This window comes from Rhodanobacter sp. UC4448_H15 (genome assembly GCF_052978265.1).
Map to the genome: position 1 here is coordinate 3,475,807 of NZ_CM129665.1, position 13,814 is coordinate 3,489,620.

The following is a 13,814-nucleotide window of genomic DNA, read 5'->3' on the forward strand; positions in this document are numbered from 1 at the left end:
GACTGCCACGCATGTACACGCTCTACTACGCCCCGGGTTCGGCCAACCTGCTGGTGCACCTCGCCCTGCTCGAAATCGGTGCCCCGCACGAGCTCAAGCGCATCGATCTCGACAAGGGCGAACAGCGCAGCGCCGCGTACCTGGCGATCAACCCGAATGGCGTGGTGCCCACCCTGCTGGTCGACGGCCAACCGCACGGCGAGGCGGCAGCGCTTGCCTTGCTGCTGGCCGAGAGGCATCCCGAGGCGGCACTGGCGCCCGTCCCCGGCAGCGCGCAGCGCGCCGACTACCTGCAATGGATGCTGTACTTCGCCAACAACCTGCAGCCACTGTTCCGCCAGTGGTTCTACCCCGGCGAACACCTGGCCGACGGTGCCGACACGATCAAGCAGGCCGCCCGCGCCGGCATCGAAAAATGCTGGACGAAGATCGACGCCCATCTCGCCGCGCATGGCCCGTACATGCTCGGCGACCGCTTCAGCATGGTCGACCTCTACGCCCTGATGCTGATGCGCTGGTCGCGCAACATGCCCAAGCCCGCCACCGAATGGCCGCAGCTGGCCGCACTGGCCACGCGCCTGAAGGCACGGCCGTCGTGGAAACAGGTCTGCGATGCCGAGGGCCTGATCGAGTGGGCCTGAGTCCATGAGCGACACCCCCGGCACGGACGCCTGGGCCGTCTACCTGCTCGAATGCGCCGACGGCCGCGTCTACACCGGCATCGCCCGCGACCCCGAACAACGCTACGCGAAACATCTCGCCGGCAAGGGCGCCCGCTTCACCCGGTCCAACCCGCCGAAGCGATTGCTGGGCTGGGTCTGGGTCACCGACCACGGCGATGCATTGCGACTGGAAATGGCATGGAAGAAGCTGCCGCGCGCCCAGCGCATCGCAGCGCTGCAGGCGAGCCTCGATCCGTAGGGGCGGGCACTGCCCGCCGCACTTTGCCGGAGCCGGCGGTCACTACCCTCCACACTTTTGGTCATCCCGCCCCGAGGCATCGCCAGCTAGTGGGCCTCCTGCGACAGCGGACGGTTGGGTAGCCACAGTTGCGCGATGGCGCCTGCGCCATCGCGGGCGGTGAGGCTGACGCCACCTTCGTGCGCTTCGGCGATCTGCCGCACCAAGGCCAGGCCGATGCCGGAGCCGCCGGGCTTGGTGGTGAAGAACGGCACGAACAGGTTGTCGCTGCCGGGCAAACCCGGACCGTCGTCGAGAATGTCGATCAGCGCGCGCCCACCCTCGCTGCGCCAGCGCATCAACACGGCGCCACCGGTGGACAGGCTTGCTTCAACGGCGTTGCGCAGCAGGTTGATCAGCGCCTGTTCGAGCTGGTCGGGATCAGCCTGCACCGGCAGCGGCGCGCCCTGCTCCACGGTCACGATCATGCGTTGTTCCAGCCGCGCCACCGCCGGCACCAGCACGGCCAGGTCCAGCTCGCGCTTCTGCGGCGGCGGCAACGCGGCGAGCCGGCTGTAGCCGGCCAGGAAACGCGCCAGCGATTCGGCGCGGTTGCCGATCACCTGCAGGCCGCCGCGTGCGTCGTCGCGCCAGTCCTCGGCCAGCGGTTCGCGCGCGATCAGGGTGGCCAGTGTGCCGGCCAGCGAGCTGATCGAGGCCAGCGAGTTGTTGACCTCGTGGCCGAGCACGCGCAGCAGGCGTTGCCAGGCTTGGCGTTCTTCCTCGCGCAACACCCGGCCAACATCATTGATTACCAGCAACTGGCCGCTGCGGCCTTCGTTGCGCAACGGCGAATGGCGGATGTCGAAGCGGCCGCTGCGGCCGGGGAATGTGTGCCGCACCACCTGTGCCGACGGCGCGGCCAGCAGCGCGTCGAGTGCCAGCTCATCGGCGCGGCAGCCGATCAGCGCGTGCCGCTCGCCGGCGAGCAGGCGCTGCGCGGCCGGATTGAGCAGCCGCAGCCGCGCGTCGTGGTCGAACACCAGCACGGCGCTGTCCAGCGCAGCCAACGTCTTGCCGAGCAGGCGCGCGGAATCCTCGAACTGCAGGCGCTCCTTCTGCAGCCGATCGGCCAGTGCGTTGATGTCGTAGATCGCGTCGCCGAGCACGCCACCCCGCACGCCGCGCATGCTGTAGTCGCCCTCGCGCAGCGCTTCCAACAAGCCGGCCAGGGTGTACAGCGGATACACCACGCGCCGGTGCTGCCAGCGCGCGATCGACGCGGTGGCCACCACGACCACAAAGACCAGCAACCAGCACAACGCACGCCCGGGCACGCCGGCCAGCAACAACACGGCCACGCCGAGCAGGGCCGGCAGCGCCACCAGCCAGTTGCCCAGCAGCACGCGCCGCTCGAACGCGGGCAGGCGGCCGCGGCGGCGGGAGGAATCAGTCGGCATCGTCGGACGAGGGATCGCGCAGCCCGTACTTTTCCATGCGCCGGTACAAGGTCTGGCGGGTGATGCCGAGCGCGTCGGCGGCATGCTGCAGGTTGCCGTCGTGGCGTTCCAGCGCGCTTCGTACCAGATGCGCCTCGGCCTGGTCGATGGTCATGCCGTCGATGCCTTGCGCGGAGTCCGCCCTCGCCGAGCCGGGACCGAATGCCAGCGCCGAGTCGCTGACCAGGTCGTGCTCGGCCAGCAGCGCGGCGCGCTCCATCAAATGACCCAGCTCGCGCACATTGCCCGGCCAGCGCCACGCCAGCAGCGCACGCTCGGCCGACGGCGCCAGCCGCAAACCGCTGCGACCGTAACGCGTCGCGCTGCGCTCCAGGAAGCTGCGCGCCAGCGGCAGGATGTCGGCGCTGCGTTCGCGCAATGGCGGCAGTCGAATTTCCAGCGTATTCAATCGGTACAGCAGGTCCTTGCGGAAGCGACCTGCCTCCACTTCGACGGCGAGATCGGCATTGGTCGCCGAGACCAGCCGCACGTCCACGCTTTGCGTGCGCGAGGAACCAAGCCGCTCGAACTCGCCATCCTCCAGCACGCGCAGCAACTTCGGCTGCTGCGACGCCGGCACGTTGCCCACCTCGTCAAGGAACAGCGTGCCGCCGTCGGCCAGTTCGAAGCGGCCGATGCGCTCGCTCTTCGCGTCGGTGTACGCGCCGCGCACGTGGCCGAACATGTCCGACTCGAACACGTTCTCGGCGATGCCGCCCATGTTGACCTTGACCAGCGCTTTCGCCGCGCGACGCGACTGCGCATGCAAAGCCTGGGCGATCACGCCCTTGCCGGTACCGTTTTCACCCAGCACCAGCACATTGGCGTCGCTGGGAGCGACCCGGGCCACCAGCTCCATCACCCGCCGCATCGCCGGCGACTCGGCGATCAGCGCCTCGCCGCCGCCGCGCAACAATGCGTTCTCCGCTTCCAGCCGACGCTGCCGTCGCGCACCTTCGCCCAATGCAATCTGCGTGCGCACGATGCTGAGCGCACGGGTGTTGTCCCACGGTTTCTCGATGAAATCGCCGGCACCGCGGCGCAATGCATCCACCGCCAGCGGCACGTTGCCCCACGCGGTCATCACCACCACCGGCAACTCCGGCGCGTGCTGGCGCAACGCATCGAGGAGGGCCAGGCCCTCCTCGCCCGAGGTCGTGTCGCGGGTGTAGTTGAGGTCGATCAGCGCGCAGCTGAACTCGCGCTGGCGCACCGCCTCCCGCGCCGCCGTCGGGCCGTCGACGCCGACGCTGGCGATGCCCTCGGACTTCAGCAGCAGGCGCAGCGCCTCGCGCACGTCGGCCTGGTCGTCGACCAGCAGCACGAGGGGATGGGTTTCGCGTGTCATGTCTTCCAGCATAGGGTAGGAGCCCGCTCGCGGGCGATGCTTTTGGCGGGCGATCGAAAGATCAAGCGCATGGCTCGCGAGCGGACTACTGCAAGAAGCATCGCGTCACTCGTAGCGCAGCGCGATCGCGGGGTCGACGCGCAGCGCGCGCAACAGCGGCACCAGCGAAGCGATCAGCGCCACCAGCAACACGGTCAACAGGACCGGGGCGAACACCCGCGGATCGTGCGCCTGCGTGTGCAGCCCGGGATCGGCCAGCAGCGCCGACCACGGCCATGCCAGCAGCAGGCCGATGCCCAGCCCCAGCCCGAGCTGCCACAGCAATTGCCGCCCGACCTCGCGCACGATCGCGCGGCTGCCCGCACCGATGGCACGGCGGATGCCGATCTCGCGGGTACGCTGGGCCACCGAGAACGCCAGCACGCCATACAGTCCCGCGCCGGCCAGCAACAGCGCGACCAGCCCCAGCGCGCCGAACACGGTACTGAGCACGGTCAATCCCGCCCGCGCCTCGGCCATCGCGGCGGCCTGGCTTCGCACGCCGTACACCGCCGCCTGCGGCTCGACCGCGTGCACGGCATCGGCCAGTTGCTGCGCGGAAACGCCGCCGGCGACGTGCGCGCGCACCGCCAGGCCCACGGCATGCAGCGGCAACTGGCCGGCCGACTGGTCCAGCGGCAGCAGCAGGCCCGGTCGCGGCTTTTCCAGCACGCCATCCAGCTGCAACGGCTCGATCACGCCGATCACGGTCAGCGTGGCGGCAAACGGACGGCCGGGCCACAACACCAGCTTGCGGCCCACGGCGTTGTCGTGCGGCCACATCGCGGTCGCCATCTTCGCGTCGACCACGGCCACCGGTGCGCTGTGCGCACGGTCGCGCGTGTCGAAGAAGCGGCCTGCCCGCAGGTGAACGCCGTAGGTCCCGAGGAAATGCGGACCGACGATACCCATCTGCGCGCGCGGCCAGCCCTCCGCGGGCTGCGGGTGGCCCGGCAGCGAGACGTCCTCGTGGCTGCCCAGCACCGCGCCGGGCACGGTATCCGATCCGGTGGCGTCGACCACGCCCGCACCCTGGCGCAGGTGTTCGCCCACCGCGTCGAAAAAGCGGATGCGCCGCGCATCGTCGGTATAGCTGGCCGCCGGCAGCATCACATCGGCGGTGAGCACCTGCGTCGCATGCGCCGCACCGGCCACCGGCTGCGACAGCACGCTGCCCACCGCGCGCACGAAGGTGCCCGCCCCCACCAGCAGCACCACGGTCAGCGCGACTTCCGCCATCACCATGACCCGGGCCACGCGGGCGAAGCCGGCACCCGAACCCTTGCCGCCGTCGCGCAGCACGTCCTGCAGGTCGGCGCGCGCGGCGCGCCAGGCGGGGATCACGCCTGCCAGCGCGGTGCTCAGCACGGCGGCCACGAAAGCCGCCACGAGCACCCGGCCGTCGAGGCCGAAATGATGGAAGGGCGCGGCGCCCGACGCATCGTTGAAGTACACCGAGACGATCCAGCGGTTTCCCCAGTGCACGATCGGCAGCGTCACCGCCAGCGCGGCCAGGCTCAGCAGCAGGCTCTCCGTCAGCGCCGCGGATACCAGTCGCATCCGACTGCCGCCCAGGGCGCCGCGCAGCGCCAGCTCGTGACGCCGCTGCAGGGTCTGCACCAGCTGGAGGTTGGCCACGTTGACGCAGGCCAGCAGCAGCACCAGCGCGGCGGCGCCGAACATCAGCCATACCCACTGGCGCATGTCCTCCGGCACAAAGCTGAACTTCCACGGTTTGAGCGTGACGCCACGGGTGTGCTTCCCCGCTGGCAGCGCGGCCTGCAGGCGCGCCGCCCACGTGTCCAGCTCCGCGCGCGCCTGCGCCAGTTGGTGGTTGGCCGCCAGGCGAACCACGCCCCACACATCGCGGTGCTGCCCGGGCGGCAGCTTCAGCGGCAGCCAGACCTCGCTGCCGCTGACCGGCATGCGCGCCGCCCTTGCCGGCAGCACGCCCACCACGGTGGCCCACTCGCCATTGATCCGCACCTCGCGGCCGGCGATGTGCGGATCGGCCTTGAAACCACGCCGCCACAGGTTCTCGCCCAGCAACACCACGTCCGCGGCGCCGGGCGCCTCGTCCGACGGCAGCAGGCCGCGCCCCAGCAGCGGCGTGACGCCCAGCAGCGGCATCATCGAGGCGGTCACGCGACTGCCCGGGTAGTACGTCGCGCCGCCGTTTTCCTCCACGCCCGCGCCAATGGGGACGTAGGCACCCACCTCGTCGGCGCTGCGCAGGCCGTCGCGCAGGGCCAGGTACTGGTCGCTGTCGAGGCTGCCGATGCCGTTGCCGCTGTGCGACGGTTCGCCCAGCGCCATGAGGCGTTCGGGATGCGGTACCGGCAACGGTTCGAGGATCAGCGTGTTGACCAGGCTGAACAGGAACAGCGTCACCCCCAGCCCCACGCCCAGCACCGCCACCGAGAGCAGCGCATAGCCGGGCCGCCGCGCCAGCCGTCGCCAGGCCTCGCGAAGTTCGCGCACGATCATCGTCACTCTCCCCTCAAGGCACGCATCGGCGCCACGCGTGCCGCTCGCAGCGCCGGCAACAGGCAGGCCAGCAAGCCGGCGAACGCAAGCACCACGCTCACACCGGCCATCACCAGCGGGTCCAGCGCACCGGCGCGGCCAATCAATCCCATCAGCACCTGCGATGCCGCACGTGCCGCCAGCCACGCCCCGGCCATGCCCAGCGCCAGCCCCGCCGCAATCTGCAGCAAGCCGCCGCGCAGCACCAGCTCCAGCAGTCGCGAAGGTCTGGCACCCAGCGCCATGCGCACGCCGAACTCTCGTTCGCGCGTGGCCACCGCCACCGCCACCACGGCGTACAGCCCCGCCGCGGCGAGCAGCAGCGCGAGCGTGGCGAACAAGCCGATCAGCCACAGGCTGAGCCGTGCGCTCGCGGTGGTCTGCTGCACGACGTTCCGCATCGTGCGCAAGTTGGCGATCGGCTGCTCGGGCGCGATCTCGGCCAGCGCCGCGCGCACGCCGTCCTGCCAGTCCATCGGGTTGCCGTGGCCGCGCAACGCGAAGCGCAGCGGCTCCAGGTGACGGACCAATGCCATCACCGGATCGGGTACCTGCGCCAATGGCACGTACAGCACCGGTTGCATGGGCTGCAACGGCCCCTTCTGATAGGTGGCGCCCACTACGCCGACGATGTGCAGCGAAACAAGCTTGCCGTCAACGCCTGTCATCTCGATCCGCTTGCCCACCGCATGACCGCCGTAGAACCTGTCAGCCAGATCCTGGCTGACGATGGCCACCTGCTCGCCTCCTGTCGTGTCGTCACGCGAGAAGTCCCTCCCCTTGAGTAACGGGATGGAGAACAAGCGGAAAAAGTCGTCCCCGATACCGTGGTACTGGGACGCGAACTCCCGCCCATCCGGGGTGTGCAGGGTGGTTTGCAGCTGACCCATCATGCCGTTGCTGGCAGGCAGGTTCGTGGTCACCACGGCGTCGGCGACGCCCGGGATCACGCGCAGCCGCTGCACCAGCCGCCGCGACAGGCCCCACACCGAGGCGACATCCGGGTAATCGGCCCGCACCGGCGCCAGGTCGAAGGTGAGCACATTGCTGTCGGCAAAGCCAAGATGCATCCGCGAGGCGTCATAAAGCCCATGCATGAACACGCCAGCCGCGCACAGCAGCACCGTCGCCAACGCCACCTGCGCCACTACCAGTACGCGGCCCAGCCGCCCGCCGCGCAGACCGATGCCGCTACGGCCGCCCTCGCGCAATTCGTCCACCGTCGTCGCGCTGCGGCTGCGCCACAACGCGAGCCCCGCCGCCAGCAGCGCGCCGAGCATGCCCACGGCGAACGCCAGCAGCCACGCCGAAGCACGGACATGCAGGCGACCGCCCCACAACCACTCGGCGGGAATGAAGCCTTGCAGCAAGGCCAGGCCAGTCGTCCCCAGCGCCATGCCCGCCAGCGCGCCAGCGCCACCGACCAGCAGGCCCTCGCCCAAGGCCGGCAGTATCAGCCGCAACAGCGGTGCGCCCAGCGCGCCGCGCACCGCGGCGTCGTGGTTGCGCGACAACGCACGCAGCAGCATCAGGTTGGCGAGGTTCACCAGCGCAATCAGCAGCACCAGCACCGCGCTGGTCATGAACAGCAGCAGCATCGGCCGCGCGTCCTGCCGCATGACGGACGCCAGATGCAGGGCGCCGAAGCGCGGCTTCTTCCAGTTGCCGCCCATGCCCATGTCGCGGTACATGGTGCGCTCGCGCGCATCGGCCTGCGCCGACACGGCGGCGATGTCGGCACCGGGTGCCAGCCGTGCAAGCGCCAGAGTGCCGTTGTGGCTGTAATCGCGGCTGCCCACCGGCACCGCCGTCGGCAGCACCACGTCGCCCGACCCAAGCACGGTGTTGAAGGCCGCCGGCAGCACACCCACGATGGTGTGCGGCACGCCTTCCACCTGCAGGCTGCGGCCGATCACGCTGCGGTCGCCGCCGTAACTGCGCAGCCAGAAGCCGTAGCCGAGCATCACCACGGGCGGGCCGTGCGGATGATCCTCCTGCGCATCGAAGTTGCGCCCCAGCACCGGCTGCAGATCCAGCGTGGGCAGCAATCCCTTGTCCATGCGGATCAGCGGAACCTGCGCCGGCACACTCACGCCGGCGACATTCACCATCGAACCCGGCCACCACAACCCCAGCGAGGCCACGCCGTCGAGCTTGTCCAGGTACTGGTATTCGTGCGGCGAGATGCCGCCCACCTGACTGGTGTCGCGGATCTGGCCCAGCACCACCAGTCGCGACGGCTGCGGTACCGGCAGGGGTCGCCACAAGCTGTTCTGAATCAGCGTGGTTACCGCCACGCTGGCGCCGACGCCGAGCGCCAGCACGCCGGCAGCCAGCAACAGGAAGCCGGGCCGGCGCAGGCTGGCGCGCCACGCGCGCCAGATCTCGGCAAGCCAGACGTTCACGCGCCGACTTCCACGCGCTGGCCGATCAGCGCGTCCAACCGCTGCTCGTCCTCGTGGCGCAGGCGCTCGTAGGTTTCCTCGTCGACCACGCGGCCGTCGAACAGGCGGATCTTGCGCTGGGCGAGTTCCGCGTAGCGCGCGTCGTGGGTGACCATGCAGAGGGTAGCGCCGCCCTTGTGCAGTTCGTCGAGCAGGGCCATCACCGCCTCGCCATTGCGCGAGTCGAGGTTGCCGGTGGGCTCGTCGGCGAGCAGGATCGCCGGCCGGCCGACCAGCGCGCGGGCCACCGCCACGCGCTGTTGCTGGCCGCCGGACAACTGCGCCGGGTAATGCCGCATGCGATGCGCCATGCCGACGCGCTCGAGTGCTTCCTGCACGCGCTCGCGCCGTTCGGCGGCGCCGATGCCGTTGCGGTAGGTCAGCGGCAGTTCGACGTTCTCCTGCACGCTCAGGTCGCCGATCAGGTTGAACGCCTGGAAGATGAAGCCGATCTCGGCGTTGCGGATGCGCGCGCGCTCGGCCGCGTTCAGTGCCGCGACGTCATGCCCGTTCAGCACGTAGCGGCCGGCGCTGGCGGTGTCGAGCAGGCCGAGGATCGACAGCAGGGTGGTCTTGCCGCAGCCGGACGGCCCGGAGATGGAGACGTACTCGCCGCGCGCGATGGACAGATGCACGTCAGCGAGTGCATGGGTTTCCACCTCGTCGGTCTGGAATACCTTGCGGATGCTGTCGAGGGTGATGACGCTAGTTGACTGGTTCATGACGATACCGAGAGACATGAGGAGTGAGGAGTGAGTGGAGAGAAGTGAGTGAGGAGCATGAGGGTGCGGGCTTTTCTCTCACGCCACACTCCTCTTCACTCACTTCCAACCCCAGTTAGCGCAGGCGCAGGCGGTCATATTTGTCCCACTGGCTGGTATCGGACAGGATGACCTTGTCGCCGGTTTTCAATCCACGCAACACCTGCACGCGATCGACCGAGGCGCTGCCGATGCGTACCGGTACGCGGGTGGCCGTGTCGCCGTCGGGTTCCAGCCGAAACAGGCTGAGGTCGCTGCCGGCGGCAGCCAGCGCGGGACGCCCTACCGACAGCACGTCGTGCAGTTCGGCGATGCGGATGCGGCCGTCGACGGAAAGATCGGGCCGCGCACCCGGCGGCAGCGCGCCGGCGAGCGTGACATCCACCCGCACGCTGCCGTCGCGCACGGCCGGATCGATGCGTTCGACCTTGCCGGCGATCACGCCGTCGTGGGTATCCACGTTCACCGCCATGCCCATCAATACATCCTTGGCCTGCACCTCGGGCACCTGCAATCGTGCGATCAGCACGTCGGTGCGCGCCACCCGTGCCAGGTTGGCACCGGTGGCGACCTGGGCGCCTTCCTGCACAGCCACTTCCTGCAGCACGCCGGCGATGCCGGCGCGCACCTGGAGCGCATCGGCCTGGCGCTGGCGCAGTTGCAGGTTGCTCTGCTGCTGCAGCAGTTTCGCCTGCACCGCGTCCAGCTGCGCCTGCATGCTGGCGCCGAAGGCGTGCACGCGCTGCTGTTCGACCTGCATGCGGTTCTTCAGCTGGGCCAGGGCGATCTGCTCCTGTTCGTAGCGCACCTCGGGAATCAGGTGCCGGGCCACGGCCTTGGCATCAGCGTCGGCCTTGACCTTGGCCGAGGCGTAGTCGGCCTGTGCCTGCGCCTGGGTGGCGCGGTGGTCGAGCAACTGCGATTGCAGCTCGGCGCGCCGGGCGGCCACGTCGGCACGTGCCGCCGCCACCTGGGCCTGGGCGTTGCGCAGGCTGTCCTGCACTTCGGGGTTGGACAGCGTCATCAGCACGGTGTCCGGCTGCACCACCGTGCCCGGCCACGCCAGGATCCGGTCCACCTGGGCGGCGGTGGCCGCCGCCAGCCAGCGCGAAGTGCGCGGCACCAGGGTGCCGGTGGCGCGGATCTCCTGCAGCATGTCGCCGCGCTGCACGGTGTCGATCCACAGGCTGGCACGATCGGCCCGCGGCAACGCCGGTCCCAGGCGCAGCAGCACCGTCACCAGCATCGCGACGAGCACGACGGCTGCGGCCGCGAGCAGGCGGAGCCGGCGGCGCTTGCGCAGTTTCAGGGTGGGGTTGGCCATGTCCATGCGCCTGCTGGAGCAAGCCCCGTGCCAGGGCGCGAAGGCCCTCCGGACAAGCGATTTCGTCGCCCGCCAGGCACTCTCGTCGTTCGCCAGCGGACACCCCTGTCCGAAGTCGTACGTGCAGGGCCTGTTCGGCGCGGTACGGCGGGCACTGCCCGCCGTTTTTCTCCCGGACGACGCGTAGCAGGAGCGGCGGGCAGTGCCCGCCCTACAGGTGAGGCAACGGGCGAGTCAGCCGGTGTTCTGCAGCCCCTGCGCCACGCCGTTGACGCAGGCGACCAGGGCCTGCAGCAGCGCGTCGTCCTCGCGGTCGCTCTCGCGCCAGCGCCGCAGCAGGTCGACCTGCAGCAGGCTCATCGGATCCACGTACGGGTTGCGCAGACGGATCGAGGCGGCCAGCCGCGGGGCGTCCTGCAGCAGGGTGCGGTGCCCGTTCAACTGCAGCAGCACGCGGCGGGTGCGCTCGAACTCGCCGCGGACCAGGCCGAACATTTCCTCGTGCAGCGGCCCGGACAGGCGCGAGAACGCCTCGGCGATGTCGAGGTCGCACTTGGCCAGCACCATTTCCACGTCGTCCAGCATGTTGCTGAAGAACGGCCAGTCGCTGGCCATCTCGGCCATCGCCTCCTCGCCGAACTCGCGCACGCCGTGGCCCAGCGCACTGCCGAGGCCGTACCAGCCGGGCAGGATCGAGCGGCACTGGGTCCACGCGAACACCCACGGGATCGCGCGCAGGTCCTGCACGCCGCGCATGCTGCGGCGACTGGCCGGGCGCGAGCCGAGGGTCATGCGCTCGATCACGTCGATCGGCGTGGCGCTGCGGAAGTACTCGACGAAGTGCGCGTGTTCGACGAAGGCGCGGTAAGTCTCGCGGCTGGCTGCCGACAACACGTTCATCCGCGCGCGCCATCGCTCTTCGCGCGGATCGTCGGCGCGCGGGCGAAGCGAGGCGCGCAGCACGGCGCTGACGGTCTGTTCCAGGTTGCGCAGCGCCAGCGCGCGGATGCCGTACTTGCGGTGGATCACCTCGCCCTGCTCGGTCACCCGCAGCACGCCGGCCACCGATCCGCGCGGCGAGGACATCAGCGCCGGCGCGATGCGCACGCCGCCGCGGCTGGCCGAGCCGCCGCGGCCGTGGAAGAACGCCAACCCGATCCCCGCCGCACGCGCCACTTCCAGCAGCTCCTCCTGCGCGCGTTGCAAACCCCAGCGCGAGGCCAGCGTGCCGCCGTCCTTGCCGCTGTCCGAGTAGCCCAGCATCACCCATTGCTGGTCGCCGCGCGCGGCGAGGTGGCGGCGATAGACCGGGTCATCGAGCAGTGCCCGCAAGGTGGCCGGCGCGTTCTTCAGATCGTCCACCGTCTCGAACAGCGGCGCGATGTTGAGCGGCACGTTGTCGTCCTGCACCAGCCCGCCGTAGCGCGCCAGTGCCAGCACCGCCAGCACGTCGGCCGCGCTGCGCGCCATGCTGATGATGTACAGCCCCACCGCCTCGCTGCCGTAACGCCGGCGGGTGTCGCCCAGGGTGGCGAACACGTCGTACAGCGTGGTGACCACCTCGGCATGGCTGATCGCGAAGCGTGCATCGCCGCTGGCATAGTCGCGCAACTGGCGCGTGCGGTCGGCGGCCGGCCGCGCGGCCCAGCCCTCGTCGGCCAGCAGCGCGGCCAGCGCGTCGTCGTGCACGCGCGAATCCTGGCGCACGTCGAGCCGCGCCAGGTGCAGGCCGAAGGTGCGCACGCGCTGGGCCAGCCGCTGCACCGCGTAGGCGCCGGCGTGCAGGCCGCGATGGGCGATCAGGCTGTCGACGATCAGCTGCAGGTCGGCCTGCAGGTCGGCGGCCGAGGCATAGCCGTCGGCGTCATCGTCGTGCAGGCTGGCTTCCAGCCGCGCGCCGATCAAGGTGAGCAGGCAGCGATACGGCATGTCGGCGTGGCGCGGGCGGATGCGCTCGGCGGCCCGCGGGAAGCGCTCGCGATACTCGGCCAGCCGCTGCCGCAACGCCGGCGCCACCTGCACCCGGCTGTCGGTCTGGCTGAGCAGGCGCGCGAGGTTGGCCACATCCGCCACGTAGTGCTCGATCACGTGCGTGCGCTGCGTGGCGAGACTGGCCGCGATGGTGTCGGCACCGACGTTGGGATTGCCGTCCATGTCGCCGCCGACCCAGGTGGCGAAACCCAGCAGGCGCGGCAGCTCCACCGCCACGCCGTAGACCGCCTGCAGAGCTTCGGCCAGCGCCTCGTACAGCGCCGGCACCACCCGGTACAGCGGGTTGGCCAGGTAGAAGCCGACATGGTGGTGCTCGTCCTGCACGGTGGGCCGGATCGGCGAGGCCTCGGCGGTCTGCCAGCCGGCGGACAGGGCCATGTAGATGCGCTCGTCGTCCGCGGCGCGTTCCTGCGGCGTGCGCGCGGGATCGAAGCCGTCGACCAGCGAGCGCACGATCGCCTGCTCCTTCTCCAGCAGCGAGCGCCGCACCGCCTCGGTAGGATGCGCGGTGAACACCGGCTCGATCCACAGGCGATCGAGCCAGCCCAGCAATTCGGCCGCATCCACGCCCTGCGCCTTCAGCTGGCCCAGCGCATCGAGCAGCGATTCGGGCTGCACCTGGTCGCTTTCGCGCTGGTAGTCGCGGCGGCGCCGGATGCGGTGCACCCGCTCGGCGGTGTTGACCGCGTGAAAATAGGTGGCGAACGCCCGCGCCAGCGCCTCGGCACGGTCGGGCTCCAGGCCGGCCAGCGAATGCGCCAGCTCGTCGGTCGAGGCGCCCTCGGCGCGCCGCCGGATCGCGGCGATGCGCACCTGTTCGACCCGCTCGAAGAACGCCTCGCCGCCCTGCTCGGCCAGCATCCGGCCGACCATCGCACCCAGCCGGCCCACGTCTTCGCGCAGCGGGCCGTCGTGCGGCAGGAATTCGGGCTCGCGATCTGTCTCCACGCCGTGCTCCACGTTGCGGCCAAGCGCCCAGCC

At 70.3% G+C, this 13,814-nt stretch carries 10 protein-coding genes; 3 read left to right on the plus strand and 7 right to left on the minus strand.

The features are described from left to right. Positions 1–11: 11 nt before the first annotated feature. Together ACVCMI_RS16045 and ACVCMI_RS16050 are read left to right on the plus strand one after the other, a co-directional pair. The gene (locus ACVCMI_RS16045; protein WP_447098137.1) at positions 12–641 is read left to right on the plus strand and encodes a glutathione S-transferase family protein; all 630 of its coding nucleotides are present in this window, start codon (positions 12–14) and stop codon (positions 639–641) included. Positions 642–645: 4 nt separating this feature from the next. Next, on the plus strand, positions 646–921 hold the full coding sequence (locus tag ACVCMI_RS16050; protein ID WP_447098136.1) for a GIY-YIG nuclease family protein: 276 nt from the start codon (positions 646–648) through the stop codon (positions 919–921). Between the two features lie 86 nt (positions 922–1,007). Here the strand turns inward: ACVCMI_RS16050 and ACVCMI_RS16055 are convergent, their stop codons facing one another. The 6 genes from ACVCMI_RS16055 to ACVCMI_RS16080 all read right to left on the minus strand — a co-directional run bounded on the left by ACVCMI_RS16055 (position 1,008) and on the right by ACVCMI_RS16080 (position 10,841). After that, complete coding sequence (locus ACVCMI_RS16055) at positions 1,008–2,360, minus strand: sensor histidine kinase (protein ID WP_447098135.1); 1,353 nt, start codon at positions 2,358–2,360, stop codon at positions 1,008–1,010. Beyond that, a complete protein-coding gene (locus tag ACVCMI_RS16060) occupies positions 2,350–3,747 on the minus strand; it encodes a sigma-54-dependent transcriptional regulator (protein WP_447098134.1) in 1,398 nt (465 codons plus the stop codon). The genes ACVCMI_RS16055 and ACVCMI_RS16060 overlap by 11 nt, the downstream gene beginning before the upstream one ends. Before the next feature lie 105 nt (positions 3,748–3,852). After that, the gene (locus ACVCMI_RS16065; protein WP_447098133.1) at positions 3,853–6,273 is read right to left on the minus strand and encodes an ADOP family duplicated permease; all 2,421 of its coding nucleotides are present in this window, start codon (positions 6,271–6,273) and stop codon (positions 3,853–3,855) included. 2 nt (positions 6,274–6,275) lie between these two features. Continuing rightward, positions 6,276–8,717: an ADOP family duplicated permease gene (locus ACVCMI_RS16070; RefSeq protein ID WP_447098132.1), complete on the minus strand. Its 2,442-nt coding sequence runs from the start codon at positions 8,715–8,717 to the stop codon at positions 6,276–6,278. After that, positions 8,714–9,478: an ABC transporter ATP-binding protein gene (locus ACVCMI_RS16075; RefSeq protein ID WP_395120129.1), complete on the minus strand. Its 765-nt coding sequence runs from the start codon at positions 9,476–9,478 to the stop codon at positions 8,714–8,716. Before ACVCMI_RS16075 ends, ACVCMI_RS16070 begins: the two co-directional genes overlap by 4 nt. A 115-nt stretch (positions 9,479–9,593) precedes the next feature. Beyond that, on the minus strand, positions 9,594–10,841 hold the full coding sequence (locus ACVCMI_RS16080) for an efflux RND transporter periplasmic adaptor subunit (RefSeq protein WP_447098131.1): 1,248 nt from the start codon (positions 10,839–10,841) through the stop codon (positions 9,594–9,596). On the opposite strand from ACVCMI_RS16080, the gene ACVCMI_RS16085 reads away from it, so the two are divergent. Continuing rightward, positions 10,840–11,028 (plus strand): hypothetical protein, encoded by a 189-nt coding sequence (locus tag ACVCMI_RS16085; RefSeq protein WP_447098130.1) that lies wholly within the window; start codon positions 10,840–10,842, stop codon positions 11,026–11,028. The two genes, ACVCMI_RS16080 and ACVCMI_RS16085, sit on opposite strands and share 2 nt — an antisense overlap. Positions 11,029–11,075: 47 nt before the next feature. Here ACVCMI_RS16085 and ppc read toward each other — a convergent pair whose 3' ends face one another. Continuing rightward, positions 11,076–13,781, minus strand: coding sequence for a phosphoenolpyruvate carboxylase (gene ppc / locus ACVCMI_RS16090; protein ID WP_447098129.1), 2,706 nt, complete (start codon positions 13,779–13,781; stop codon positions 11,076–11,078). Between the last annotated feature and the right edge of the window lie 33 nt (positions 13,782–13,814).

Coding starts and splice junctions, on each gene's coding strand:
- ACVCMI_RS16045 (WP_447098137.1), top strand. CDS start 12: ATGTACACGCTCTACTACGCCCCGGGTTCGGCCAACCTGCTGGTGCAC.
- ACVCMI_RS16050 (WP_447098136.1), top strand. CDS start 646: ATGAGCGACACCCCCGGCACGGACGCCTGGGCCGTCTACCTGCTCGAA.
- ACVCMI_RS16055 (WP_447098135.1), bottom strand. CDS start 2,360: ATGCCGACTGATTCCTCCCGCCGCCGCGGCCGCCTGCCCGCGTTCGAG.
- ACVCMI_RS16060 (WP_447098134.1), bottom strand. CDS start 3,747: ATGACACGCGAAACCCATCCCCTCGTGCTGCTGGTCGACGACCAGGCC.
- ACVCMI_RS16065 (WP_447098133.1), bottom strand. CDS start 6,273: ATGATCGTGCGCGAACTTCGCGAGGCCTGGCGACGGCTGGCGCGGCGG.
- ACVCMI_RS16075 (WP_395120129.1), bottom strand. CDS start 9,478: ATGAACCAGTCAACTAGCGTCATCACCCTCGACAGCATCCGCAAGGTA.
- ACVCMI_RS16085 (WP_447098130.1), top strand. CDS start 10,840: ATGTCCATGCGCCTGCTGGAGCAAGCCCCGTGCCAGGGCGCGAAGGCC.
- ACVCMI_RS16080 (WP_447098131.1), bottom strand. CDS start 10,841: ATGGCCAACCCCACCCTGAAACTGCGCAAGCGCCGCCGGCTCCGCCTG.